The sequence below is a fragment of the Neorhizobium sp. 05N33 genome (genome assembly GCF_056397445.1).
This window is the reverse complement of sequence record NZ_JBFTNK010000001.1, coordinates 577,163-601,990: the sequence shown is the minus strand read 5'-3', so window position 1 is coordinate 601,990 and position 24,828 is coordinate 577,163. Positions and strand designations below refer to the sequence as shown.

At 61.8% G+C, this 24,828-nt stretch carries 22 protein-coding genes; 15 read left to right on the top strand and 7 right to left on the bottom strand.

Annotation, left to right across the window (positions count from 1 at the left end; all coding sequences use genetic code 11):
- Position 1 precedes the first annotated feature (1 nt).
- Together iolE and iolB are read left to right on the top strand one after the other, a co-directional pair.
- On the top strand, positions 2-913 hold the full coding sequence (gene iolE / locus AC1DLT_RS02830) for a myo-inosose-2 dehydratase (protein WP_477481551.1): 912 nt from the start codon (positions 2-4) through the stop codon (positions 911-913).
- Entirely contained in the window at positions 910-1,719 is an 810-nt protein-coding gene (gene iolB / locus AC1DLT_RS02825; RefSeq protein ID WP_477485823.1) for a 5-deoxy-glucuronate isomerase, read from the top strand. Before iolE ends, iolB begins: the two co-directional genes overlap by 4 nt.
- 9 nt (positions 1,720-1,728) lie before the next feature.
- Here iolB and AC1DLT_RS02820 read toward each other — a convergent pair whose 3' ends face one another.
- On the bottom strand, positions 1,729-3,252 hold the full coding sequence (locus AC1DLT_RS02820; protein WP_477485822.1) for a sulfatase family protein: 1,524 nt from the start codon (positions 3,250-3,252) through the stop codon (positions 1,729-1,731).
- Between the two features lie 131 nt (positions 3,253-3,383).
- The gene (locus AC1DLT_RS02815) at positions 3,384-4,334 is read right to left on the bottom strand and encodes a LysR family transcriptional regulator (RefSeq protein WP_477485821.1); all 951 of its coding nucleotides are present in this window, start codon (positions 4,332-4,334) and stop codon (positions 3,384-3,386) included.
- A gap of 171 nt (positions 4,335-4,505) precedes the next feature.
- Here AC1DLT_RS02815 and AC1DLT_RS02810 point away from each other — a divergent pair, with 171 nt between their 5' ends.
- From AC1DLT_RS02810 to AC1DLT_RS02785, 6 genes are read left to right on the top strand one after another with little or no spacing between them, the layout of a single operon-like run.
- A complete protein-coding gene (locus AC1DLT_RS02810; protein WP_477485820.1) occupies positions 4,506-6,014 on the top strand; it encodes an ABC transporter substrate-binding protein in 1,509 nt (502 codons plus the stop codon).
- A gap of 12 nt (positions 6,015-6,026) precedes the next feature.
- On the top strand, positions 6,027-6,968 hold the full coding sequence (locus AC1DLT_RS02805; protein WP_247035888.1) for an ABC transporter permease: 942 nt from the start codon (positions 6,027-6,029) through the stop codon (positions 6,966-6,968).
- Positions 6,965-8,728: a dipeptide/oligopeptide/nickel ABC transporter permease/ATP-binding protein gene (locus tag AC1DLT_RS02800; RefSeq protein WP_477485819.1), complete on the top strand. Its 1,764-nt coding sequence runs from the start codon at positions 6,965-6,967 to the stop codon at positions 8,726-8,728. The genes AC1DLT_RS02805 and AC1DLT_RS02800 overlap by 4 nt, the downstream gene beginning before the upstream one ends.
- On the top strand, positions 8,725-9,537 hold the full coding sequence (locus AC1DLT_RS02795; protein WP_477485818.1) for an ATP-binding cassette domain-containing protein: 813 nt from the start codon (positions 8,725-8,727) through the stop codon (positions 9,535-9,537). Before AC1DLT_RS02800 ends, AC1DLT_RS02795 begins: the two co-directional genes overlap by 4 nt.
- Before the next feature lie 3 nt (positions 9,538-9,540).
- Positions 9,541-11,301, top strand: coding sequence for a sulfatase family protein (locus tag AC1DLT_RS02790; protein WP_477485817.1), 1,761 nt, complete (start codon positions 9,541-9,543; stop codon positions 11,299-11,301).
- A gap of 12 nt (positions 11,302-11,313) precedes the next feature.
- Positions 11,314-12,975, top strand: a complete 1,662-nt coding sequence (locus AC1DLT_RS02785) for a glycoside hydrolase family 3 protein (protein WP_477485816.1) — start codon at positions 11,314-11,316, stop codon at positions 12,973-12,975.
- A gap of 67 nt (positions 12,976-13,042) precedes the next feature.
- Here the strand turns inward: AC1DLT_RS02785 and AC1DLT_RS02780 are convergent, their stop codons facing one another.
- Complete coding sequence (locus AC1DLT_RS02780; RefSeq protein ID WP_477485815.1) at positions 13,043-13,996, bottom strand: formylglycine-generating enzyme family protein; 954 nt, start codon at positions 13,994-13,996, stop codon at positions 13,043-13,045.
- Positions 13,997-14,246: 250 nt separating this feature from the next.
- On the opposite strand from AC1DLT_RS02780, the gene AC1DLT_RS02775 reads away from it, so the two are divergent.
- Positions 14,247-14,705 (top strand): transposase, encoded by a 459-nt coding sequence (locus tag AC1DLT_RS02775; protein ID WP_477485814.1) that lies wholly within the window; start codon positions 14,247-14,249, stop codon positions 14,703-14,705.
- A 136-nt stretch (positions 14,706-14,841) separates the two neighbouring features.
- Complete coding sequence (locus tag AC1DLT_RS02770) at positions 14,842-15,447, top strand: hypothetical protein (RefSeq protein WP_477485813.1); 606 nt, start codon at positions 14,842-14,844, stop codon at positions 15,445-15,447.
- A gap of 60 nt (positions 15,448-15,507) precedes the next feature.
- Here the strand turns inward: AC1DLT_RS02770 and AC1DLT_RS02765 are convergent, their stop codons facing one another.
- From AC1DLT_RS02765 to AC1DLT_RS02750, 4 genes are all read right to left on the bottom strand, one after another.
- Positions 15,508-16,578: an alcohol dehydrogenase family protein gene (locus tag AC1DLT_RS02765; RefSeq protein ID WP_477485812.1), complete on the bottom strand. Its 1,071-nt coding sequence runs from the start codon at positions 16,576-16,578 to the stop codon at positions 15,508-15,510.
- 13 nt (positions 16,579-16,591) lie between these two features.
- Positions 16,592-17,971 carry an aminotransferase gene (locus AC1DLT_RS02760; RefSeq protein ID WP_477485811.1) on the bottom strand — a complete coding sequence of 460 codons (1,380 nt, stop codon included), beginning with the start codon at positions 17,969-17,971 and terminating at the stop codon, positions 16,592-16,594.
- A 29-nt stretch (positions 17,972-18,000) separates the two neighbouring features.
- Positions 18,001-19,497 (bottom strand): NAD-dependent succinate-semialdehyde dehydrogenase, encoded by a 1,497-nt coding sequence (locus tag AC1DLT_RS02755; RefSeq protein ID WP_477485810.1) that lies wholly within the window; start codon positions 19,495-19,497, stop codon positions 18,001-18,003.
- A 119-nt stretch (positions 19,498-19,616) separates the two neighbouring features.
- Positions 19,617-20,111 (bottom strand): Lrp/AsnC family transcriptional regulator, encoded by a 495-nt coding sequence (locus AC1DLT_RS02750; protein WP_477485809.1) that lies wholly within the window; start codon positions 20,109-20,111, stop codon positions 19,617-19,619.
- Positions 20,112-20,199: 88 nt separating this feature from the next.
- Here AC1DLT_RS02750 and ehuR point away from each other — a divergent pair, with 88 nt between their 5' ends.
- The 5 genes from ehuR to ehuD all read left to right on the top strand — a co-directional run bounded on the left by ehuR (position 20,200) and on the right by ehuD (position 24,827).
- Positions 20,200-21,585, top strand: coding sequence for a MocR-like ectoine utilization transcription factor EhuR (gene ehuR, locus AC1DLT_RS02745; protein WP_477485808.1), 1,386 nt, complete (start codon positions 20,200-20,202; stop codon positions 21,583-21,585).
- Between the two features lie 122 nt (positions 21,586-21,707).
- On the top strand, positions 21,708-22,493 hold the full coding sequence (gene ehuA / locus AC1DLT_RS02740; RefSeq protein ID WP_477485807.1) for an ectoine/hydroxyectoine ABC transporter ATP-binding protein EhuA: 786 nt from the start codon (positions 21,708-21,710) through the stop codon (positions 22,491-22,493).
- Positions 22,494-22,553: 60 nt separating this feature from the next.
- Positions 22,554-23,399 (top strand): ectoine/hydroxyectoine ABC transporter substrate-binding protein EhuB, encoded by an 846-nt coding sequence (gene ehuB, locus AC1DLT_RS02735; RefSeq protein WP_477485806.1) that lies wholly within the window; start codon positions 22,554-22,556, stop codon positions 23,397-23,399.
- Positions 23,400-23,505: 106 nt separating this feature from the next.
- The gene (gene ehuC / locus AC1DLT_RS02730; RefSeq protein WP_041365856.1) at positions 23,506-24,165 is read left to right on the top strand and encodes an ectoine/hydroxyectoine ABC transporter permease subunit EhuC; all 660 of its coding nucleotides are present in this window, start codon (positions 23,506-23,508) and stop codon (positions 24,163-24,165) included.
- 2 nt (positions 24,166-24,167) lie between these two features.
- Positions 24,168-24,827, top strand: coding sequence for an ectoine/hydroxyectoine ABC transporter permease subunit EhuD (gene ehuD, locus AC1DLT_RS02725; RefSeq protein WP_477485805.1), 660 nt, complete (start codon positions 24,168-24,170; stop codon positions 24,825-24,827).
- Position 24,828: the final 1 nt, after the last annotated feature.

Below are 24,828 nucleotides of genomic sequence, written 5' to 3'. Positions count from 1 at the left end.
CATGATCCTCTACGGTACCAATCCCATCGCCTGGTCGAACGACGACGACCGTTCGCTTGGCGCCCATATCAGCCTCGACCAGTGCCTGGACGAGACCGCCAAGATCGGTTTTGACGGCATCGAGAAGGGCCACAAGTTTCCGCAGGAGCCGGCGGCGCTCAAGGCCGTGCTGGAGCCGCGCGGGCTGCGCTATGTTTCCGGCTGGCATTCGCTGAACCTGCTCGTCAACTCCGTCGAGGACGAGAAACGAGCGATGCAGCCGGCGCTCGATCTCCTCAAGGCGATGGGTTCGAAAGTCATCATCGTCTGCGAGACGTCGAATGCCATCCATGGCGATGACGGCAAGGCCGTCAACGACCGTCCGAAACTCCCCGACAGCGAGTGGAAATCCTTCGGCGCCGGCGTCGAGGCGCTGGCGGAGTTTGCGGCCGAGCAGGGCATCAGCCTCGTCTATCACCACCACATGGGCACGATCATCGAGAGCGAAGCCGAGATCGACAGGCTGATGGCAAATACCGGCCCGCATGCAAAACTCCTGCTCGATACCGGCCATTGCCTGTTCGGCGGCGGTAACCCGGAGCGCGCCGCAAGCAATCACATGGCCCGCGTCGGCCATATCCATGCCAAGAACGTCCGCCCAGACGTCGCCGCGCAGGTGCGGAACGAAGGCCTTTCTTTTCTCGAAGGCGTGCGCCGTGGCGTCTTCACCGTCCCGGGCGACAAGGAAGGCGGCGTGAGTTTCCCCCCGGTGCTGAAGGTCGCCGCCGACCATGGTTATGAAGGCTGGCTGGTGATCGAGGCCGAGCAGGACCCGGACGTGCGCAATCCCTTCGAATACCAGAGCATGGGTCTTTCCTCGCTGAAGGCGATGGCGCAGGCAGCCGGCCTCGACAAGGGGAGGGGCAACGCATGACGAACCTGCTGCGCAAGCCGAAAGACGCATCCGGCAAGGTGCATGACGTCACGCCGAAGGATGCCGGCTGGGGTTATGTCGGCTTTGGCCTCTACCGCCTGAAGCCGGGCGAAAGCGCTGCCGAAAAGACCGGCGAGACGGAAGTCATCCTCGTGCTGGTCGAGGGCAAGGCGGATATCTCCGGAGGCGGCAAGGCTTTCGGCGAGCTCGGCGACCGGATGAATGTCTTCGAGCGCAAGCCACCGCACTGCGTCTATGTGCCCGCTGGTTCCGACTGGAGTGCCAAAGCGACCACCGAATGCACGCTCGCTGTCTGCACCGCGCCGGCCAAGCCCGGACGCGAAGCGGCAGTGATCGGGCCGGAAGGGCTTTCCCTCAATACCCGCGGCAGGGATGCCAATACCCGTTACATCTTTCCGATCGCCATGGAGGAAAGGGACGTTGCCGACAGCCTTCTGGTCACCGAGGTGTTCACGCCAGCCGGCAATTGGTCCTCCTATCCTCCGCACCGGCATGACGAGGATAATTTCCCCGACATGACCTATCTGGAAGAGACCTATTACCACCGGCTGAACCCGGCGCAGGGATTCGGCTTCCAGCGGGTCTTCACCGAGGACGGCTCGCTTGACGAGACCATGGCCGTTTCGGACCACGATCTCGTGCTGGTGCCGAAGGGCCATCATCCCTGCGGCGCGCCCTATGGTTACGAGATGTATTATCTGAACGTCATGGCCGGCCCGATCCGCAAATGGCGGTTCAAGAACCACCCGGACCACGACTGGATCTTCAAAAGGGACAATCCTTAAACTGGTTGCCTAAATCAGGTCCCTGGGATGCTCGGCGATGTCGCCGATCTCGGCCATATAAGTGTCGAGCTTGTCGAGCATCTCGCGGAAAATTCCCGCATAGGCCGGATCGTCCGCGACGTTTCTCAATTCGTGCGGATCTTCCACGCAATCGAATAATTCCCATTCCGGGGGGGCGCCATTCGGTCTGGCGCCTGGCTGTCCCAGATCATCGTTGTACCAGTAGATGAGCTTGTAGCGGGCGTCGCGCACCCCGTAATGCGCCCAGGCGCCGTGGATGGCATCGTTGTGCATCCAATAGCGATGGTACACCAATTGCTGCCAGTCGCCCGGGGTCCGCCCCTCCAGCACAGGTCGCATCGACCGCCCTTGCATGAAGGAAGGCGTCCGCACCCTTGCATAGTCCAGGAAGGTGGGCGCAAAATCGACGTTGCAGGCGAGATCACGACTGGTCGTGCCACCCGGAATCGCCGCCGGATAACGCGCCAAAAACGGCATCTGCAGACTTTCCTCATACATGAAACGCTTGTCGAACCAGCCGTGCTCACCAAGGAAGAAGCCCTGGTCGGAGGTGTAGATCACCAGCGTGTTCTCAGTCAGGCCTTTTTCGTCGAGGTAGTCGAGCAGGCGGCCGACATTGTCGTCGATCGATTGAACCGTCCGGAGGTAGCGCTTCATGTAGCGTTGATATTTGAATTCTGCGAAAGCCTGTGGATCGGTGAAGGTGTAATTCCGGCCGGTCGAAGCGCATACCACAGTGATGCTTTCGCCACTTTTAAGTTCCGGCACGCGGCGAATCGGGATCTGATCCAGCATCAGTTCTCCCGTGACGGTGGCAGGCCCCTCCGGCTGCACGAGCCCGAGATCCTCCCAGTTGAGATCGGAACGAACGCGCATGCGGGCGGCGGCGGCCGCTGCCGCACGGCCGGAATAATCGTCGTTGAACGTCGACGGCAGCGGAAGATCCTCTTCCGCCCAGAGATGATTGTGTTTGTGGTCGGGCACGAAATTACGATGGGGCGCCTTGTGGTGGCACATCAGAAAGAAGGGCCGGTCGTCGCCTTGTTCGATGAAATCGATCGATTTGTCGGTAATGATATCGGTGACATAGCCCGGAATTCGGCGCCGGCCATCACGATCGATGAAGGCCGGGTCCCAATAATCACCCTGCCCTGGAACGACGGCCCAGTCATCGAACCCCTTCGGCTCGTGGAGAGGCCCTTCGCCGAGATGCCATTTGCCGAAGATGCCGGTACGGTATCCTGCCGCTTTCAAAAGTTTGGCCACGTTGGGGATGCGATTGTTCATGTGCGTCACGAGCGTCGTGACGCCATTGACGTGGTTATGCGTGCCGGTCAGGATCGCGGCCCTCGACGGCGTGCAGATCGAGTTCGTGACATAGGTCGCGTCATGTCTCACACCCTCCTTCGCCAGCCGATCGATATTGGGGGTGTGGTTGAGACCTGCGCCATAGGCCGAGATTGCCCGCGCGGCATGGTCATCCGACATGATGAAAAGGATATTCGGTCGCAAGTATTCCTCCCTCGCACGCGGCAGGAATACGTATGATCGCAACCATCGAGCCCGTCCGCCTTGGTCAAGGATACAGCGTCAGGTCATGCGCAAATAATGCAATTTCAGAAGCAAGCGATGCGAAAAACTGATCACTGCTGACCGCTTCGCCCGGTCTCCGGTGACTTCTCGAGATGAAACCGCTCCTTGCAGAGTGCGATCAGCTGGCGCACCGGAGCCCAGTCACCGAGTTCTTCGCGATAGATCACCCCCGTCCGCGTATGCCTGTAATTGAGGTTGACCGGCACCGGGACGATGCGTGGGCAGGAGGTCGCAAGAACGGCCGCGTCGGGCAGCAGGCAGAGGCAATCGCTCCGCTGAAGGATGGACAATGTCGAATGCAGGCTCTCGCAGCTCAACCGGATCTCGGGCTCCCGCCCCAGCCGCTCGAAAAGGCCGTGCTGCGTAGTGGCCTGATAGATCGGAAGCTCGGAATGAACGAGCCAGGGATAATCGAGCAGGCGCTCCGGCGGAACCGCTCCTGCCGCATCACGGGCGGCGAAGATCGGATGATCCTCGCGCGCCATGACATTGTTGATCACCTTCGTCAGCGGAAGCGCAACGAGGCGGAAGTCTTGCGGATCATCGACCGTCATTCCCGTGAACAGCATATCGAGGCGCCCCTCCAGGAGATCGGTGATCGAGGTCGCATAACGGCTGTTCCTGAGCTCGAACACGATCTTGGGGAACCGTCGCTGCATGTCGACGAGCAACTCCGGCAGGATTGCGGGGCGCCACATCGGTCCGGCGCCGATCCGCAGATAGGCCTTGCCTATTGCCCTGTCGGACATGAGTTCCTGCTCGGCCACTTCCCAGTGACGCATCATCCGCAGCGATTCCGACAAGACCCTCTCGCCGAACAGCGTCGGACGGACACCGCGTGCGTGCCGCTCCAGAAGCGGCCGTCCGAAATGGGCCTCCAACTGGGCGAGAGATCGAGACAAAGCGGGCTGCGTGAGGTTCAGCCGTTCGGCGGCACGACGGAGACTGCCTTCCTCCACGATCGCCTGGAGACGGAAGAGGTGGGTGATCTGATCCAGCATGGCAGTGATAAGCTTCGTTTATCGGTCACGCCGTTAATTGCATTTTTCCTGCATTGCCTCAACTGCTATGGCATTCGGAATGCCAAGAATGCGTATTTGGCAGGATCTTATTCGCTACATGCAGCCTGTCTGGCCGGGGAGCGGGCAAGTCAGGCTCTCGGGGAGGAGAGCATGCGAAACCGATTGATTTTGTCCGCCTTGACGGCGGCTTTTTTATCCGTGCCGCCAGTCGCCAAAGCAGAAGTCGGGAACAACCCCGAGACGCTTGCGCTCGCCGGCATTCTGGATAACGACACCTTCGACCGTGCCGGCCTTTCCATCGGCCATCGCGCCCAGTACTGGATGCCGGTCTTCGACACGCTGCTCTATACCGCACCGGACGGCAAGACGATGCCAAACCTGGCCACGGAATGGCACTTTAACGGCGATGGTACGGAACTGACGCTCAAGCTGCGCGAAGGCGTCAAATTCACCGACGGAACACCCTTCAACGCCGAGGCGGTGAAGGCAAACCTCGAATATCTGCGCGATGGCGTCGGGCAGAACACCTGGATGGCTGGCGCCGTCCAGAATGTCGAGATCGTAGGCCCGGCAGAGCTGAAGCTGCACCTCAAGGAACCAGATCCGGGCATGCTCTTCAACCTGGCGACCGTGGGCGGCGCGATGGCGAGCCCCGCGACGCTCGGCAAGGCTGATTCCAAGATGCTCCCGATCGGCTCCGGGCCTTACATCTACGACACGGCGCGCTCGGTGACCGGGCGGCAATACGTCTACAAGCGCAATCCGGATTATTGGAATGCCGGCGCCTTTCCGTTCGAAACCATGACGATCACGCCGATCAACGATCTCAGCGCGCGGATGAATGCGCTGAAATCCGGTCAGGTGGATGCCGCCGCGGGTGAAGGACAGGTCGTCCCCGAGGCCGAGGCGAGCAAACTGACGGTCTCCAGATTGCCGGTGGACTGGCTGGGTCTGTTTCTCTCCGACCGCGACGGCAAAATGGTAAAGGCGCTGTCCGACGTCCGCGTCCGGCGCGCGCTCAATATGGCATTCGATGAAAAAGCGATCCTGAAGTTCGTCGCCAGGGGTTATGGCGAAGTCACGGATCAACCTTTCGTTCCGCCAAGCGAAGCTTTTGATCCATCGCTCGACGGGACCTATCACTATGACCCGAAGGCGGCCCGTGCCCTGCTTGCCGAAGCGGGTTATCCCAACGGCTTCAGCGTCACGATGCCGGATATCGGCACGCTTGCTGCCTATACGCCGATCATCACCCAGCAGCTCAAGGATATCGGCGTCACCGTCAGCTGGGTGAAAGTTCCGCCGAACGTCACGATCGCCGAGTTGCTGTCGGGCAAATACCCGATGTTCCTTTTTCGTCTGGGGAGCCAGTCGCCTTGGGCCGACTTCAACAAATTCGCCTTCGCAAACTCCCCCTGGAACACCTCCAAGGCAAAGGACGAAAAACTGGAGGCTCTCCTGAAGACAGCCCAGTATACGCCTCCAGGCAAGGAGCAGAATGCCGCGATGCAGGCTGCCAATCGATATATGGTCGAGAATGCCTTCTTTGCGCCGTGGTTCCGCATCGACAGCATCTACATTTCCAACGCTGAGGTGAAGGTCCAGATGCAGGCGCAGAACATCGTGCCTTGGCCGCGCAATTATGCGCCCGCAAAGTGAGCTCGGACGCCGATGGTACGTTATCTTCTGAGACGGGTGGCTTCCGGCATCGCGCTGCTTTGCCTGGTCTCGACCGTAACCTTCATGATGGTTTTCGGCGCCACGGGCAACGTCGCCCGCAACATCCTCGGTGAGAACGCGACGGTCGACCAGCTGAAAGCGCTGAACAGTCGGCTGGGGCTCGACCGACCGCTGATGGTCCAATTCGGGGATTGGGTGAGCCATGCCGTTCGCGGCGACCTCGGCCCGTCATGGACGATGAGCGAGAGCGTGGCGTCGGCACTTGCGAGCCGGCTGCCCGTCACCCTGTCAATGGTGACCATCGCCGTGGCGCTGATGGCGCTCCTTTCGGCGATGCTCGGCATCGCCGCGGCTGTTCGCGGCGGCTGGGCCGATCGGGCGATCCAGATCGTCAGCGTCGCAGGTTTCGCCATGCCGAATTTCTGGCTCGGCCTGCTGCTGGTCCTCACCTTCTCGGTCAAGTTCGGCTGGCTGCCGGCGACGGGTTATGTTTCGTTCAGTGCCTCGCCGTCCGCGTGGGCGGCTTCCCTGGTGCTTCCCGTAACGGCGCTGGTGCTTTCGGGGATAGCCTCGGCCTCCCAGCAGATCCGGGGCGCGGTCATCGATGCGCTCAAGCAGGATTACGTGCGCACACTCCGCTCCCGCGGCGTCAGCCCCCGTTCGGTGCTCTACCGCCATGCGCTGCGCAATGCGATGCCGGCGGCGCTGACCGTCCTATCGGTTCAGTTCATCGCCCTTCTCGGTGGTGCCGCCGTCATCGAGCGCGTATTCGCTATTCCCGGTATGGGCTCGTTGACGGTTTCGGCTGCGCTGATCGGCGATGTTCCCGTGCTCATGGGAGTGGTCGTGACCCTCATCATCGTGGTCGTTCTGGTGAACATTCTGGTCGACTTCCTCAACGCATGGGCAAATCCGAAGGTCAGGATGTCATGAGCGATATCAACACCGCCCAGCCGCCAATCCCCGCCGCTTCGCAGCGCCGTCATTTCGTCCGTTCGGTGCTCACCAATCCGACAGGCCTTGTCGCTGCGCTGGCGCTGCTGATCGTCATCGCATCGGCGATCTTCGCGCCTCTGCTTGCCCCCAACGATCCGTCCGCCGTCCAGATATTCAAGGTCAATGCCGTCGCCGGCGACGGTTATCTCCTCGGCGGAGACGGTTCGGGACGCGACATATGGAGCCGTCTCCTCCATGGTGGCCGCAACACATTCCTCGGCGCGCTGATCACGGTGGTCATCGCCGCATCCATCGGGGTGACAGCGGGGCTCTTCGCCGGCTTTTACGGCAGGAAACTCGATCTCGTCGCCCGCTGGATTTCCGACGGAATCATGGCACTGCCGGCGCTGATCGTATTGCTCGCCTTCTATCAGGCGCTTGGGGCCTCGATCTACCTGTCGATGGCGGTTTTCGGAGTGATGCTGTCACCGGGTTTCTTCCGGCTTACGCGCAATCTCGTCAACGGGGTCAAACACGAGCTCTATATCGACGCCGCGCGCGTCTCGGGCCTCAGCGATCTCAGGATCATCACGAAGCACATCCTGCTTTCGGTACGGGCACCGGTGGTGATCCAGACCTCAATCGTCGCCGGGATTGCCATCGTCGTCCAGTCCGGTCTCGAATTCCTCGGGCTGGGTGACCCCAGCACGCCGACCTGGGGCGGAATGCTGCAGGATGCATTCTCCAACATCTATGTCTCCCCGCAGGCGATCCTCTGGCCGGGGCTTGCAATCACGGCAACGGTCGCTTCGCTGGTGCTGCTTGCGAACGCCATCCGCGACCGCATGCAGCAGGGCGGTGTTCAAGTCAGAGCGCCGAAGGTCCTTCCCCGGACGGTGAGCGAACCGCTGCCACGCGCCGCACCCGACGTGCTCCTCGATGTCAGGGATTTGGTTGTAGCCTATCCCGCGAACGACGGCTGGCGCGAAGTCGTCAAGGGCGTGAGCCTCAGCCTCAGGCGCGGCGAAGTTCTGGGACTTGTCGGCGAAAGCGGATCAGGCAAGAGCCAGACGGCGTTTTCCATCCTCGGACTTTTGTCGCCCGGGGGCCGTGTGCTTTCCGGTTCCATCCAGTTCGACGGTATCGAACTGGGGAAGTCTTCCGAAGATGAGCTGCGTACCCTTCGCGGCAAGCGCATCGCCTATGTCCCCCAGGAGCCGATGGCCAATCTCGATCCAGCCTTCCGGATCGGATTCCAGCTCGTCGAGCCGATGATGACAGTGCTCGGGATTTCGCGGGCGGAAGCGACGCAGCGGGCGCTGAAACTGCTTGCCCGCGTGAAGCTGCCGGACCCGGAACGGGTGTTTCGGGCCTATCCGCACGAAATCTCGGGCGGCATGGCCCAGCGCGTCCTCATCGCCGGCGCTGTCGCCTGCAGTCCCGACCTTCTGATCGCCGACGAACCGACGACCGCGCTCGACGTAACCGTGCAGGCGGAAGTGCTCGACCTTCTGCGCGACCTGCAAAAGGAGTTCAACATGGCGGTCATGCTGGTGACCCACAATTTCGGTGTCGTGGCGGATAGTTGTGACCGGGTAGCCGTCATGAAGGACGGCAGGATCGTGGAAATCAACACCGTTGCTGACCTCTTCGCCGCGCCGGCGCACGACTACACCCGCATGCTTCTCGGATCCGTCCTCGAAGATGGCAGGACGCGCACATATCGACCACCGACGTCGGAAGGAATGCGGGCATGAACGATCAGATCCTTGTCGATTGCCGCAACGTCAACGTCCATTTCGGCGCCCACCATGTCCTGAAGCACGTCAATCTGACCATCCGCCCCGGTGAAACCGTAGGGCTGGTGGGCGAGAGCGGATCGGGCAAGACGACGCTCGGACGCGCCATTCTCGGCATTGGCCCGGTCAGCTCCGGCGAGATAGTGTTCGACGGCGAGAATATCGCCGGAGTTCCGCCCCGCGCCCGCAAAGGCCAGGCCGCCATCCAGGCGGTCTTCCAGGATCCCTACAGTTCGCTCAACCCGTCGATGACGATCGAGGACATCCTGACGGAACCGATTGTTGCGCGCCGGCTCGCCTCGCGCGCCGATGCCTCTCGACAGGTTCGCAAGCTGCTCGATCAGGTCGCCCTGCCAAGCGACGCGGCGGACCGGTTTGCCCGCGAGTTTTCCGGCGGCCAGCGCCAGCGGATTGCCATTGCCCGGGCGCTGGCGCTGTCTCCGCGCCTCATCGTTTGCGATGAACCGGTCTCCGCGCTTGATCTTTCCACTCAGTCCCGGGTCATGGACCTGTTCATCGAGATCCAGGAGCGGACGGGCGTCGCCTATCTTTTCGTTTCCCACGATCTGGCGGCGGTGCGTCACATCTCGCATCGTGTTGCGGTCATGCGTTTCGGCGAGATCGTCGAATTCGGAGAATGCGATCAGGTGACGGCGCGCCCCGCTCACGACTACACCAAGCGCCTGCTTCTCGCCGCGCCCGTCGCCGATCCCGCAAGGCAGGCGGAACGGCGCGCGGCGTTCCGCGCCCTCGCAATGACGGCTTAAACCATGCGCGCCATCGTCCTGATGTTCGACAGCCTCAACCGCCGCCTTCTGCCGCCCTATGGCGACAGGACGGCCCATGCCCCGAATTTCGGGCGGCTTGCGGAAAAGACGGCCACGTTCGACCGCTGTTATGCCGGTTCCATGCCCTGCATGCCGGCCCGGCGCGAAATGCATACCGGCAGGTATAACTTTCTCCACCGGTCCTGGTCACCGATCGAGCCGTTCGACGACAGCGTGCCGGAATTGCTGAGAAACGCCGGTGTCTACACGCACCTGGTCACCGACCATCAGCATTATTGGGAGGACGGGGGTGCAACCTACCACACGCGCTTTTCTTCGCACGAGTTCTTTCGCGGCCAGGAAGGCGACCTCTGGAAAGGCATTGTCGAAGGTGTGGATCGCACACGTCTCGTCGACTTCCTCTACCAGATGAAGCGGCAGGACCCCATTAACAGGACCTATCTCGCAGACGAGCGAGACCACCCGCAAACGCGGACATTCGATGCCGGCCTGCAATTCATCGAAACCAATGCCGGCCAGGACGACTGGATGCTGCAGATCGAGACCTTCGATCCGCATGAGCCGTTTTTCAGCTATGCCGAATATCACGCCCTCTACCCCGATACCGGCGAGGATTTCGATTGGCCGCCCTATGACCGCGTGACCGAGGCGGAAGAACGGGTTCTCCAGGCGCGGCATCGATATCTGGCGCTGCTTTCGATGTGCGATCGAAATCTCGGCCGGCTGCTTGACATGATGGACGAGAAGAACATGTGGGACGATACGATGCTGATCGTCTGCACGGACCATGGCTATATGCTCGGCGAAAGGGGCTGGTGGGGCAAATCCGTCATGCCGTGGTACGACGAGACGATCCACACGCCCTTCTTCGTCTGGGATCCGCGGGCCAGGGTTGCCGGCGAAAGACGTTCCGCGCTCGTTCAGACCATAGACATAGCGCCGACGCTCCTCGACCTGTTCGGCCTCCGACCGACGCACGATATGCAGGGAAAGCCGCTTCTCGAGACGGTCAGGAACGATGCTCCGGTCCGCACGGCGGGACTGTTCGGGAATTTCGGGGGGCACGTGTGTGTCACCGACGGCCGTTACGTCTACATGCGATGCTGCGCCACCGAAGACAACGCGCCGCTCCATGAATATACGCTGATGCCGACCCACATGCGTGCCCGCTTCTCCCCGGACGAACTGTCGAAGGCGGAGCTCGCGCCGCCTTTCTCTTTCACCAAGGGAGCCCCCGTCCTGCGCATGCCGGGATGGACGATCCGGGGGCCCTGGGTTTTCGGGACCCTGCTCTACGATCTTGAGACGGATCCCGAGCAGAAAAATCCGCTCAGAGATGATAGAATTGAATTGCGGATGGCCGAGCTGCTCGTCGATCTGATGCGTGCCTCCGATGCACCCTCCGATCAGTTCGAACGGCTCGGCCTTCCCGAGACGGGACCGGTGCGCGGCGAACACCTGCTCATCGAAAAACAATGGGAGCAGGTCGTTTCCGGCCAGCGCAGCGTGGCGCGGGCAAGCGATTTTCCACAAGGGGCTCGGGTGGCGAACATCCCCATCGCGAAGCTTATGGCCGACGAAACGACGCGCCGCATCTTGATTGCGGAGGTTCCTCGTCTTGCGTCCAAGCCGCTGCCCGCGCCACTCGCCGCAAAGACGCTGGTGCAGGCAGCAACGGTTTGGCAGGAACTGGACCTGGAAAAGCTCGAGGCGCTTGAGCGCGCGCTCACCGAACAGGTTTGAACGGAGAGATCGATGCCATCGACACTGGATCATCTGACGAAATCGCCCTTCAACCTCGATCGTGAAGCCCTCGACTGGGTAACCCGGACGTTCCAGGCCCTGGACGACACCGCCCGCGCAGCCCAGCTTTTTAATCTCAATTCGCGCGGTGACGACCGCGAGGCGGAGATCGTCCGCCTCGGCGAGCTGCAGCCTGGCGGCATCACCCGTTATTTCGGCGCGGATGGTACGAGGGAACGCGAGCATATGGCAACGGTCCAGGCCGGGGCCAGGGTTCCTCTGCTCGTTTCCGCCGATCTCGAAGGCTCACGCATGAGCCTCTCCTTCGGTACGGCCGTTCCCAACCCGCTGGCCCTGGCCGCCGTCGACGATGTCGAACTGACCGAGGCGATCTCCGACCTGATGGCGCGCGAAGCCCGTTCCGTCGGGATCAACTGGTCCTTCACACCGGTGCTGGATATCAACGCAGCCTTTCGCAGCCCGATCGTCGCAACCCGGGGATACGGCTCGGATCCGGCGCTGATCGAACGTCATGCGCTGGCGCAGATGCGCGTCTTCCAGCGCCTTGGCCTTGCTGCGACCGTGAAACATTGGCCGGGCGAGGGGTATGACGAACGCGACCAGCACCTGGTCACAACGATCAATCCGCTGTCGATGGAAGAATGGCGAGCCACTTTCGGTGTGCTCTACAGGGCGGCCATCGATCAGGGGGTCAAGTCGGTCATGTCGGCGCATATCGCGCTGCCGGCCTATGTCCTGGAACGCGATCCCGATGCGGGCGAAGAAGCCTATCTGCCGGCTTCGGTCTCTGCGCCGCTCAATACCGCGCTCCTGCGGGGCGAGTTCGGCTTCAACGGCCTGATCGTCTCCGACGCCAGTGAGATGGCAGGCCTTTCGGGCGTGATGCCGGCGCATGATGCAAAGATCGAGATCATCGCGAGCGGCTGCGACATGGTTCTTTTCTCCTCCAAACCGGAGGTGGAAATCGCTGCGGTGCGTGACGCCGCCCATTCCGGGCGCATTCCAGCGGAGCGTTTCTACGATGCCGTCACACGCGTCCTCGCCCTCAAGGCGTCGCTCGGCCTGCATCGCAGCGTCGAGATGCCGGCCCATGTGAGAGAACCGTCTGCCCAGGAAATGGCCAACGAGGCTTTTGCTCGCGCGCCCACATTGGTGAAGGACAGGAACGGTACGCTGCCGCTCGATCCCGAAAAGCACCGCCGCATCCTCGTCGTTTCCGGCGGGATCGTCGAGCCGATGCAGAATGCGAGGCTGGATTTCAAGCTGCCGGAAATGCTGGCCGCCGAGGGCTTCGAGGTGACCCTCAATCCCTATGGCACCCCGCTCGATGCAGACGGGCACGACCTCGTCCTCTATCTGTTCGGCGAAGAGACGCTTCTGACGCGCGGGCGTATTTTTCTGGATTGGCGGGCACTTCATGGGGACTTCAGGGCCGCCATGAAACGGCCGTGGACGAGCCTGCCGACGGTGATGATCTCCTTCGGCTTTCCCTATTATCTCTACGATGCACCCCGGGTGCCGACCTATATCAATGCCTATTCCACCCATGAGGCGATGCAGACCGCTGTGGTGGAGGCGCTGATGGGGCGGAGGCCCTGGAACCGGAGGAGCCCGATCGACCCTTTTGCGGGGGCGTTTGACGCGCGATATTGATCGGCTCGGAATGCATGCCGGATGAAGGAGATGTGGGGCTCAGCGATCGACGAGGCGCCATCTGCGATCAAGGACCATTGTCCTTTCCAGCTACGACATCATAGGCAACCCGAAAGCCTGTATTGCTCGAGGCGCTATCCGGGGAGAGGCCCATCCGCGCCGCGATGCGGTACCGATAGCAGTAGCTTTTGTGGCAGAGGAACGAGCCGCCCTTCAGCACCTTGTCGGAAAAGCGCTTGGCATGCTCGTTTCGCGTCTTCGCCTGTTTCGAGAGTGAGCGCACCTTGAAAGGGTCGGCGGTCCATTCCCAGACATTGCCGGCGAGATTGTAGAAACCGGCCTCATTCGGGGCGAAGCTGCGCGCCGGCGCGGTGCCGAAATATCCGTCCTGCAGCGTGTTGGTGTCGGGAAAGCGGCCCTGCCAGATATTGCAGAAGATCGCTTCGTCGGTCGGCTCTTCCTCGCCCCAGGGATACCGCCGGCGGCGGTTGCCGCCACGCGCCGCATGCTCCCATTCCGCTTCTGTCGGCAGACGGCCGCCGACCCATCGCGCGAATGCGAGCGCATCGTTCCAGGAGACGTGGGTGACCGGATGGTCAAGCCGATCGTCGATCGAACTGCCGCGGCCTTCCGGTTGCCGCCAGGTGGCCCCGTCGACGCGCGTCCACCACGGGGTTCCCACGACACCACCCGTCGCAAGACTGCTGTCACCGAGCAGCGATGCGAACACGGCCGACGAGCCGAACCGCTCCGATTCCGTTACATGGCCGGTCGCCTCGACGAACTGGGCAAACCGACGGATGGTGACCGTCTCGACCTCGAGGTGAAAATCCTGCAACGAAATCCTGCGCTCCGGCCCCTCGCCATCGGCGGAGATTACCGGGTCATGGGTTCCAACGAATGTCTCGCCCCCCTTGATGGCAATCGCTTCCCCTCGGATGCCGGCAGAGACCGTGTTTGCCGGTGCGACAGATATTGCCTGCTCCGTCTCCCGCCTTGATCCTGAACAGCATCCACTCATTGCGTCTTCCTGATGTATCTTATTTCGTCTTGCGGATTTTTCAGGCCGCCAACCTTCTGATCTTCGGTGGTCCACGACTTCGCTTTGGCAAACATATAAACGCTCCATTGCGGGAATGCCAAAAGCATTTGGGCGATCGAATGATAGACGGACTTTCGTCCTTTCAGCGGGCCATTGTTCCTTGAGGGAGCTCTGTTGACTAATTGATCAACTCGGCTGACAAAGACGGCGATAAAGAGAGGGAACATTCATGGCCGACGAAGAAAACATCGAGCTTTCTACCGTGTCTGCGACGGCTGAATCCGCGCCGGCGCCGTCCGTTGCCAAGAAGGCGGCCTCTCGACGAAAAAAAGCTTCGGTCGAACCTGTTCGCGCCACATCGAAGGCGGCTTCATCAACGAGGTCTAAAAGGCATACGGACGAAGGCAAGCTTGAAAAGCTGGGACAGATCGACGCCCAGCTGGCAAACGGGGTAACGCTCAAGGACGCAGTCAAGACCGTCGGTATTTCGGACCAAACATATTACCAATGGAAGAAGGCCGCAAAGTCCGAGGGCGCCGTTCGGAAAGCGCCTGTTTCTGTTCCCGTTACCGACGATCTTGCCGAGTTCACCCAGCTCGAAGAGGAGAACCAACGGCTTCGCAAGCTGTTGGCGGAAAAGTTGCGCACCGAGAATGCAGAACTGCGCAGACGACTCGGTCTTGAGTGAAGCCGACGCCGGAATCTCGCGTCATGTGCCCGATTTGACTACAGGATTCATTGGCTAGCCGATAAAGACAAAAGGCTTGTGGGACCTGCTCGATAGCGCAGGACTCGGCAATTGACATATCCACGCTGAGAGACAGATGAAGACCACGCGGCGCAACTTTGTTGTCGAGTATAAAACCAATCGACGACAGCCGAAGACCCAAGCAAACTCGATTTGGGGTGATACGGATCTGAGGGCCCTGGCCCGGGCGGTGGAAAGCGACACGTCGCTGCCACATCGCATCCCGCCGATTGAGGAGCGCCCGCGAACCTCCGACAATGCTGCGGTCGCGTTCGAACGAGTGAAGCTGGAGCCGAGCATTGAAAACGGCCATCGCGCCGACGATCCAGGAACACTCCTTTCATTGGACGGCGAAGCCGGTTCATCGCCGCCGCCTCAAATCGAATTGCCGGCGGCAATTGATGCTCAGCCATCCCCCGAAATGGTAGCGGTAGTAAGAGATCACGTACCGTTGTCGAGCGCCGAGAAGCCGCACGTAAACGTTCAGACCATCGAAATTGTCACGCCGTCCGAAAAGGACCATCCTCAGCGACGGAGTGTCCATCTGCCGGACGTGGTTTCGGATGACGATCTGGCGGCGCTCGATGCCGAGAACAGGCGGCTCAAAAAGCTGCTGGCCGACAAACTTCGGACCGAGAATGCTCGCCTGACGAACATGCTTCAGCGGCTCGGCAGCTTATAGTCGGCTTGAGAAGTCGGACCCAGCCAACCCGACATCGCCAACACAGGTTCCGAACTACCGTCAATCGGGAACCACGACCAGTTTGCCGACGAAATTTTTGGCCATGAAGTCCGTTTGGGCGTTGTGGAATTTCGACAACGGATAGACGCCGCCGACGAGCGGTCGGACCTTTCCGCTTTCGATATAGCCGACGAGGCGGCGAAAATCGGCGCGGCTTCCCTGGCTGGAACCGTGCAGCTCCAGCTGCTTCAGATACATCGTCCTGAGATCGAGCTGGACGACCGGACCTGCGATTGCCCCCGCGGTCGTGTAACGGCCCTCGGGGCGCAGGATTTTCAGAAGATCGTTGAACATCGGGCCGGCCACGAGATCCGCGACCACGTCGATCGGCGCCCCGCCCGTTGCTTCGGTCACCGCCTCGGCGAGGTCGCCTTTCCCGCGCGTCACCACGGCCTCGGCGCCGATCTCGAGTATGGCGGTTTCCTTGCTAGGGCCTGCGACGGCGATCGGGATAGCGCCGCGCGCCCGCGCGAGCTGAACGATTGCCGAGCCGACGCCGCCCGAGGCGCCGGTGACGAGTACCCGTTCCCCGACGGAAAGCCTGGCTCTTTCCAGCATTCGCTCGCCGGTCAGATAGGCGCAGCAGAAAGTCGCAAGCTCGATGTCGGTCATGGTGGTGTTGATCACGTGGGCGTTTTCTGCCGGCAGCGCCATGTATTCGGCATAACCGCCGTCGCGTCCGTGGCCCATGTAGTCGATGTCGGCAAGGCTATCGTCCTCGCGGTTGTAGATGGAGAAATCGACCATCACCCGCTTGCCGATCCGTGTCGGATCGACACCCTCTCCGACGGCAACCACGTGACCGACGGTATCGGCGCCCTGGATGCGCGGAAAGGTGAGCGTGTTGCCCTGCCGTCTCCATGTGGAAACGGCGCCGGGATCCTCCTCCGTACCGTAGGCGCCCTGGCGCACCCAGACATCGGTATTGTTCATGCCGCAGGCCGCCACGCGGATGAGGACCTCGCCGGCGGCAGGTCTGGGCACCGGGACGTCTCGGCTATAGACGAGCTTGTCGAGCCCACCATGGCCGGTCAGGAGGACGGCTGCCATCGTTTCGGGGATAGAGGCCATGTGTCTTCTCCCGTCAGCGATTGGCGAATACACTGTCGATCGCCTCGGCCGTCACCTTGACGACGATATCCGCTTCCTCGCGGGTGAGGCAAAGCGGTGGCGCAAAACCGAGAATGTCGCCCTGGGGCATGGCGCGGCCGATGACGCCGCGCTCCAGAAGCGCTGCTGCGATTTGTGGACCGATCTTCTGGGAAGGATCGAAGAACATGCGATCGTCCTCGTCCTCCACGAATTCCACCGCGGCCATGAGCCCATCGCCCCGGACGTCGCCGACATGCTTGTGGCCGGCAACGGCCTTGGCCAGTTCGGAGCGGAAATAGGCTCCGGTCTCGGCAGCATTCTGCACCAATCCCATCTCGTCGATCAGTTCGAGGTTGGCGATGCCGGCCGCCGCGCAGATCGGGTGCGAGGAATAGGTCCAGCCGTGGCCGATCGCGCCGAGCTGGTCCGAACCCTGCACCAGGACCTGCCAGAAACGGTCGGAGACGATCGTGCCGGACAGCGGCGCATAGGCGGAGGTCAGGCCTTTGGCGATGGTGATGAGATCCGGTTTCATGCCGTAATGGTCGGAGCCGAACATCGTGCCGAGGCGGCCGAAACCGGTCACCACCTCGTCGGCGACGAGCAGGATGTCGTATTTCTGAAGCACGGCCTGGATCTTGTCCCAATAGCCCCTGGGCGGCGGCACGATGCCGCCGGTACCGAGGATGGGCTCTCCGATGAAGGCTGCGATTGTCTCCGGGCCCTCCGAAAGGATCATCTCCTCCAGCTTGTCGGCACAATATTGCGAGAACTGTTCCTCGCTCATCGAGCGGTCCGGGCGGCGGAAGTAATAGGGCGCTTCGGTATGCAGGATCGGCACGCGCGGCAGGTCGAAGGCCTTGTGGAAGAGTTCGAGGCCGGTGAGACTGCCGGTCATGACGCCGGAGCCGTGATAGCCGCGCCAGCGCGAGATGATCTTCTTCTTTTCCGGCCGCCCGCGGACGTTGTTGTAGTACCAGATCAGCTTGATGTTGGTCTCGTTGGCATCGGAGCCGGAAAGACCGAAATAGACCCTCGACATGCCTTCCGGGGCCCGGTCGATGATCATCTTCGAAAGCGTGATCGACGCTTCCGTGCCGTGCCCGACATAGGCATGGTAATAGGCCAGGTTCCGGGCCTGTTCGGCGATTGCATCGGCGATTTTCTGTCGGCCGTAGCCGACATTGACGCAATAGAGACCAGCAAAGGCATCGAGGCTGGTGCGGCCGTCGCGGTCAGTGATGTAGACGCCTTCGCCGCTGCCGATCACCCGCGTCGGCGTTTCGCCACGCGCATGCATGCCCATATGGGTCGACGGATGGAAGAAATGATCACGGTCCCAGGCGGTGAGTTCGTTGTTTCTTTCGAGCATTGGCTTTTCCTTCAAGATTATGGGATCGGTCAGCAGGCGGTGTCGATGCAAAGATATTTGAGCTCTGTGAAAGCCTCGATGCCGTGGCGGGAGCCCTCGCGTCCGAGACCGGATTGTTTCCAGCCGCCGAAAGGAACAGGCCCGCCGGTGATCTTCACGCGGTTGATCGCCACCATTCCATATTCGAGCGCCCGCCCGAGGCGCATCTGCCGGGCGCCGTTTGCGGTGACCACGTAGGCGACAAGCCCGTATTCGGTGTCGTTGGCGCGGGCGACGACCTCGTCTTCCGTGTCGAAGACGGTGACGGCGGCAATCGGGCCGAAGGTCTCCTCGCGCATGATGACCGCATCGTCCGGTACGTTGGTGATGAGTGTCGGCTCGAAGAAAAGCGGACCGGCCTTATAGCGCTTGCCGCCGGCAAGTAGCCTGGCGCCCTTGTCGAGCGCATCCTTCACCTGTGCCTCGACCTTCATCACGGCTCGTTCGTGCATCAGCGGTCCGATGTCCACGCCCTCCGCCAATCCGTTGCCGACCGTCAGGGCGGCAATCCGTTTGGCAAAAGCCGCGTTGAAAGCTTCGAGGATGGGCCGCTGGACGAAAATCCGGTTGGCTGCGAGGCAGTCCTGGCCGGAGGTCGCGAATTTGGCGGCGACTGCGATATCGGCGGCGCGATCGATGTCGGCGTCGTCGAAGACGATCAGCGGCGCATGGCCGCCGAGTTCCATCACCAGCCGCTTCATCGTCGGCGCACATTGCGCGGCGATCAGGCGACCGATCTCGGTGGAGCCGGTAAAGCTCATCGCCCGCACCCGCGCATCTTGGCAGAGCCGGCCGACGATGCTGGCGGCATTGCCGGTCACGACGTTGAACACGCCCGCTGGCATTCCCGCCCGTTCGCCGAGCTCGGCCAGCGCCAGCGCCGAAAGCGGCGTTTCGCAAGAGGGGTGCGCGACGACCGTACAGCCGGCGGCAAGTGCCGCAGCCGCCTTGCGGGTGACCATGGCGGAGGGAAAATTCCAGGGCGTGACGATGCCGGCAACGCCGAGCGCCTCCCGCCGCACGATCATTTCGGCGCCCGGAAGATGGCTGGTGACGCTCTCGGCGTTAACCCGTTTGCCTTCCTCGGCATACCATTCGATGAAGGAGGCGGCGTAGTCGATCTCCCCGCGGGACTCGGCAAGCGGCTTGCCCTGCTCCAGCGTCATCAAGAGAGCCAGATCCTCCCTGGCTTCGAGCATCAGCCGATGCCATTCCTTCAGGATTGCGGCCCGCTCCTGCGGCAACTTGGCCCGCCAGACGGGAAAGGCGGTCGCGGCAGCATCGATCGCTGCATCGGTTTCCTCAGCGCTAAGACTCGCGACCCACGCGAGGGTTGCGGAGGAAGCGGGGTCGGTGACCTGGAAGCTTTGGCCGTTGGCGCCGGCAACCCAGCGCCCATCCACATAGGCAAGGTCGCGCAGCAGGTGGCGGTCGGCGAGCCGCGTCAGGGCCTCGTGATAGGCGGGGCGTGCAAAAATTGCAGTCATGGCCAGATCCTCGTTCGGTCGTGGCGCAAGTATCGCCTTGCCGATGCGAGAGATTGTCCATTCGCGAGGGGAAAAAGAGAGAGATGGTCTAAACTGGCCGGGCCTTGCGGAGAGATTGTCTACGACCGCTGGTCGATATCCGGCTCGAACAGGGCGGTAACGGGCACGCCCGTTTCCTCCTTCACCGTTTTGGTGACGATATAGGTGAAATAACGTTCGATACCGAGTTCGCGATCGAGCAGGTCGTCGATCAGGCGTTGATAGGCGTCGATGTCGAGGGCCACGATCTTGGCGATATAATCGACGCCGCCGCCGACCGACCAGCAGGCGGTGATCTCAGGGATAGCAGCGATCACCCGTTCGAAACGATCGAAATCGCCCTGGCGATGGTTGGCGAGCGTGATCTCCACCATGACGCTGGCGATCGGCGCGATCTTCCTTGGCACGAGCCGGGCATGATAGCCGGCGATGATGCCCGCCTTTTCCAGCTTCCGAAGACGCATCCAGCAGGGCGTCGGCGAAAGGCCGACCTTTTCGGCGAGGGCTAGCTTGGTGATCCGGCCATCACCTTGGACCGCCTCGAGAATGCGCAGATCGATGGCGTCGAGTTTCATTTGGTTTCCTGTCGTGCGGTTGTTGCGGAAGACAATGAAAATTCGTTTTGCCATTGTCAATTGAACTGATTTTAAGCACAGTAAAATCATGACAAATTGGCGCCCCGATCCCTCCCAGCTCCGCCGACCGGCCTATCTTTCGCTCGCCGAGCAGATTGCCCGCGCCGTCCAGGAAGGAAAGCTCGTCAACGGGACCAAGCTGCCGACCCACCGCCGCATGGCGGACGATCTCGGCCTGTCGGTCCAGACGGTCAGTCGCGCCTATGACGACCTTATCCGCCGGGGGCTGATTTCCGGCGAAATCGGGCGAGGCAGCTTCGTGCAGACGCAGGCGCGCGAGCCCGAACCGCCTTACCTGCCCGAACGGCTGGGTGAGGTCATCGACCTGTCGATCCTGAAGCCGGTCTGCGAGCAGATCCATGTCGAAAAATTCCGGCAGGCCTTCGCCTGGCTTTCTGAAAACCTGCCGGCGAGTTCCGCCCTGTCGTTTCGGCCGAATATGGTGTTCCCCCGCCACCGGGCTATCGCGACCGAATGGCTGGCACGCTGCGGCCTGGATGTTTCGCCGCTGAATGTCAGCGTGACCAACGGCGCAACATCGGGAATGACGGTGGCCCTGATGAGCGTCGCACCGCCCGGCTCGACCATCGCCACGGAAGTGGTCAGCCATCATACCCTCGTTCCGCTTTCCACCTATCTCGGCCTGCATCTGGAAGGGCTGGCGATCGACGAGGAGGGCATGATCCCCGAGGCGCTCGACGAGGCCTGCCGCAAAGGTCCGATCCGGGCGATCTTCCTGCAGCCATCCGTCATCAATCCCATGGCGGCTCTGATGAGCGCCGGTCGCCGCGAGGCGCTTGCAGCCGTGGCCGCCAAGCATGACATAGCGATCATCGAGAACGACGTCCTCGGGCCCATGGTGGAGGGCCGTGCGCCGCCGATGGCCGCCTTCGCTCCGGAACGGACGCTCTACGTGACAAGCTTCACGAAAATCACCGTTCCGGGCCTGCGCATCGGTTATCTCGTCGCGCCGGACCGTTATGTCGCGGCGGTTGCCAACCGGCATCTGGTCTCCAACTGGATGGCAACGCCCGCAATGGCCGAGATCGCCACCCGCTGGGTCAGCGACGGCACCGCCATGGAACTCGTCAACTGGCAGCGTCGCGCCCTCGTCAGCCGTCATGCCATCGCCGCCGAGACGCTGGCGGGTCTGTCCTATCGAGCGCATCCACAGAGCCTGCACGTTTGGCTGCCGCTTTCCGGCAGTCACACCGAAGATGCCTTCGTGGCCCAGGCGCGGCTACGCGGCGTCGGCATTGCGCCGGGCAAGTCGTTCCATACGACGGATCACGGATGGACGCCGGCCCTGCGCATCTCGCTGGGGTCGACAACGGAAAGCGAGTTGCGCACCGGGCTCGCAATCGTCGCGTCGCTGGCGCAGGGAAACCCCGAAGAGCTGCTGCTTGCGATTTGATGTAAGCGCCTGCCGTTTGTGCAGGCGGAGAAATATTGTCATGATATTATTTTCCGAATTGACATGATTTCGTGAGGCGGTCATCGTTGACGCATTGCTTGTCTCAACAGGGAGAGACATGAATGCCATCGCCCATCATCCGCATCGACAGCATCGTCAAGAGATACGGCCCACTGACCGTTCTCGATGGTTTGTCGATGAATGTGATGCCGGGCGAGAAGCTGGCGCTGATCGGCCCTTCCGGCTCGGGCAAGACGACGATCCTGCGTATTCTGATGACGCTGGAATCGATCAGCGGCGGCCATATCGAGGTCGACGGCGAGCAGCTTTATCACATGAAGACGGGCGCCGATCTGGTTGCCGCAGACGAGCGCCATCTGCATCGCATGCGCAAGAAGATCGGCATGGTCTTCCAGCACTTCAATCTGTTTCCGCACAAATGCGTCCTCGACAATGTCACGCTCGCGCCGATGCTCACCCAGGGTGCGACACGTGCCGATGCCGAAAAACGGGCCATGGATCTGCTGGACATGGTCGGCATGGCGGACAAGGCGAAGGCGGTGCCGGCACAGCTTTCCGGCGGCCAGAAACAGCGGGTCGCAATCGCCCGGGCGCTCGCGCTCTCTCCGAAGATCATGCTGTTCGACGAAGTGACATCCGCACTCGATCCGGAACTCGTCGAGGAGGTGCTGAATGTCATGAGGCGGCTCGCGGCCGAGACCGACATGACCATGCTGCTGGTGACGCACGAGATGGGCTTTGCGCATGATTTCGCGGACCGCGTGTTGTTTTTCGATCGCGGCAAGATCGTCGAGGAGGGCGGACCGGATGAGATTTTCCGGAACCCGAAGCAGGAGCGCACCCAGACTTTCCTGCGCAAGATCATAGCGGCCGGGCACCGCGTCTGACCGCCAAAGGCAGCGATACAGCCCGAAGACATCGGGAAAAAACCAGAGGAGTAGGGAACAATGAAAACGAGAATTTTAGCATCGGCCGTCAGCATTTCAATCCTCACCGCCATCGCGGGCGGTATTTCTGCATCCGCAGCGGACCTGAAGCAGTTGAAGGAACAGGGCTTTGCCCGTATCGCCATCGCCAATGAGCCGCCCTATACGGCGGTCGGCGCCGACGGCAAGGTTTCGGGTGCCGCTCCCGACGTTGCCCGCGTCATCTTCGAGCGTCTCGGCATCAAGGAGGTGGTGGCTTCGATCTCCGAATATGGTGCGATGATCCCAGGCCTGCAGGCCGGCCGCCACGATGCGATTACCGCAGGCCTGTTCATGAAGCCGGAACGCTGCAACGCGGTGGCCTATTCCGAGCCGATCCTTTGCGATGCGGAAGCATTCGCCCTCAGGAAAGGCAACCCGCTGAAGCTGACGAGCTACAAGGACATTGCCAACAATACGAATGCCAAGATCGGCGCCCCGGGTGGCGGCACCGAGGAGAAGCTGGCCCTGCAGGCTGGCGTGCCGCGTGAGCGCGTCATCGTCGTGCCGGATGGGCAGAGCGGCATCAAGATGCTCCAGGATGGCCGCATCGACGTCTATTCTCTTCCGGTCCTTTCGATCCACGATCTTCTGGACAAAGCGAAGGATCCGAATCTCGAAGTCGTCGCACCGGTGGTCGGCGCGCCGGTGTATTGCGATGGCGCGGCCTTCCGAAAGCAGGACGTCGCCCTCCGCGATGCGTTTGATGGGGAGCTCAAGAAGCTGAAGGAATCGGGTGAGTTTGCCAAGCTTATCGAACCCTATGGTTTCTCCGCCAAGGCAGCCATGTCGACCACTCGCGACAAGCAATGCACTGCCGCCCAGTAAACGGCCGAACTGAGGTGGACGGAGCGGCTCATGTGCCGTTCCGCCACCGATCGCGATGGCCTTGGGCCGTCTCTGCACTGTCTGCGATAATGGGAAGTTTCCGCTGATGTCGGTCTGGTCCGGCTATTTGACGCTGATCCTCGAGGGGGCGCTGGTAACGCTGCAGCTGACCGTTATGGGTTCGGCTCTGGCGCTGGTGATGGCTTTCCTGGCCGGCCTCGGGCGGCTTTCGCGCTTCTTTGCCGTGCGGGCGCTTGCGACGACCTATATCGAGTTCTTCCGGGGCACCTCGATCTTCGTCCAGCTCTTCTGGGTCTATTTCGTCCTTCCCTTCGCGGGCCTCACCCTCACGCCGCTTCAGGCGGGCGTTCTGGCTTTGGGGCTGAATGTCGGGGCTTACGGGGCAGAAGTTGTGCGCGGTGCCGTGAAGGCGGTCGGGCGAGAACAGACCGAGGCCTGCATCGCCCTCAATCTCTCCCGCTTTCAGCGGATGCGCCATGTCATCCTGCCGCAGGCGCTGCCGCTGATGCTGCCCACCTTCTGCAACAACGCCATCGAGCTTTTGAAGGGCACGGCCGTAGTCTCGCTGATCTCGCTGACGGACCTCACCTTCCAGGCGCAGGTCGTCCGTGCCCAGACCGGCAATACGCTCATTCCCTTCGCGACGATCCTCTTTCTCTACTTCGTCATGGCCTGGGCGATTTCCACGGTAATGCGCTGGCTGGAGCGGCGGGTGACGCGCAGCCTCGACGGCGTGAGGACCTGACCATGGAGTGGGATTGGGATTTCGTCTGGCAGATCATGCCGACCCTTCTCGAAGGGTTCAAGATCACTCTCCTGGCGACCGTCCTCGGTGCGGCCGTGGCGGCGGTGGTCGGTCTCGGTCTCGCCATCGTGCGCCGCTCGCCGATCACCGCTGTCTCGCGCACGGTCGGCTTCGTTTCGGAATTCATCCGCGGCACGCCGCTTCTCGTGCAGCTCTATTTCATTTTCTACGTGCTGCCGGATATCGGCATCCGCCTCTCGCCGCTGGTCGCCGGCGTCATCGGCATCGGCGTCCACTATGCCACCTATACCGCCGAGGTCTATCGCGCCGGCATCGAGAACGTGCCGCGTGGACAGTGGGAAGCGGCAAAGGCGGCCAATCTCACGACAAGGCAGGCCTGGATCCACGTCATCCTGCCCCAGGCGGTGCCGCCGATGATCCCGGCGCTCGCCAACTATTTCATCGCGATGTTCAAGGAAACGCCGCTGCTTTCGGCCATCACCGTGCTGGAGCTGATGAACCAGGCAAAGAGCATCGCCAACAGCAACTATCGCTATATCGAGCCGATGACGCTCGTCGGCGTCTTCTTCCTCGTGGTCAGCCTGATCTCGGTCCTGGGGCTGCGCTGGCTGGAGGAACGTTATGCCAGGATGGACGACTGAG

Bases quoted from the DNA above. Each gene is read 5' to 3' on its own strand.
- iolE (WP_477481551.1), top strand. From the start codon at position 2: ATGATCCTCTACGGTACCAATCCCATCGCCTGGTCGAACGACGACGAC.
- iolB (WP_477485823.1), top strand. From the start codon at position 910: ATGACGAACCTGCTGCGCAAGCCGAAAGACGCATCCGGCAAGGTGCAT.
- AC1DLT_RS02815 (WP_477485821.1), bottom strand. From the start codon at position 4,334: ATGCTGGATCAGATCACCCACCTCTTCCGTCTCCAGGCGATCGTGGAG.
- AC1DLT_RS02810 (WP_477485820.1), top strand. From the start codon at position 4,506: ATGCGAAACCGATTGATTTTGTCCGCCTTGACGGCGGCTTTTTTATCC.
- AC1DLT_RS02805 (WP_247035888.1), top strand. From the start codon at position 6,027: ATGGTACGTTATCTTCTGAGACGGGTGGCTTCCGGCATCGCGCTGCTT.
- AC1DLT_RS02800 (WP_477485819.1), top strand. From the start codon at position 6,965: ATGAGCGATATCAACACCGCCCAGCCGCCAATCCCCGCCGCTTCGCAG.
- AC1DLT_RS02795 (WP_477485818.1), top strand. From the start codon at position 8,725: ATGAACGATCAGATCCTTGTCGATTGCCGCAACGTCAACGTCCATTTC.
- AC1DLT_RS02790 (WP_477485817.1), top strand. From the start codon at position 9,541: ATGCGCGCCATCGTCCTGATGTTCGACAGCCTCAACCGCCGCCTTCTG.
- AC1DLT_RS02785 (WP_477485816.1), top strand. From the start codon at position 11,314: ATGCCATCGACACTGGATCATCTGACGAAATCGCCCTTCAACCTCGAT.
- AC1DLT_RS02780 (WP_477485815.1), bottom strand. From the start codon at position 13,996: ATGAGTGGATGCTGTTCAGGATCAAGGCGGGAGACGGAGCAGGCAATA.
- AC1DLT_RS02775 (WP_477485814.1), top strand. From the start codon at position 14,247: ATGGCCGACGAAGAAAACATCGAGCTTTCTACCGTGTCTGCGACGGCT.
- AC1DLT_RS02770 (WP_477485813.1), top strand. From the start codon at position 14,842: ATGAAGACCACGCGGCGCAACTTTGTTGTCGAGTATAAAACCAATCGA.
- AC1DLT_RS02765 (WP_477485812.1), bottom strand. From the start codon at position 16,578: ATGGCCTCTATCCCCGAAACGATGGCAGCCGTCCTCCTGACCGGCCAT.
- AC1DLT_RS02760 (WP_477485811.1), bottom strand. From the start codon at position 17,971: ATGCTCGAAAGAAACAACGAACTCACCGCCTGGGACCGTGATCATTTC.
- AC1DLT_RS02755 (WP_477485810.1), bottom strand. From the start codon at position 19,497: ATGACTGCAATTTTTGCACGCCCCGCCTATCACGAGGCCCTGACGCGG.
- AC1DLT_RS02750 (WP_477485809.1), bottom strand. From the start codon at position 20,111: ATGAAACTCGACGCCATCGATCTGCGCATTCTCGAGGCGGTCCAAGGT.
- ehuR (WP_477485808.1), top strand. From the start codon at position 20,200: ATGACAAATTGGCGCCCCGATCCCTCCCAGCTCCGCCGACCGGCCTAT.
- ehuA (WP_477485807.1), top strand. From the start codon at position 21,708: ATGCCATCGCCCATCATCCGCATCGACAGCATCGTCAAGAGATACGGC.
- ehuB (WP_477485806.1), top strand. From the start codon at position 22,554: ATGAAAACGAGAATTTTAGCATCGGCCGTCAGCATTTCAATCCTCACC.
- ehuC (WP_041365856.1), top strand. From the start codon at position 23,506: ATGTCGGTCTGGTCCGGCTATTTGACGCTGATCCTCGAGGGGGCGCTG.
- ehuD (WP_477485805.1), top strand. From the start codon at position 24,168: ATGGAGTGGGATTGGGATTTCGTCTGGCAGATCATGCCGACCCTTCTC.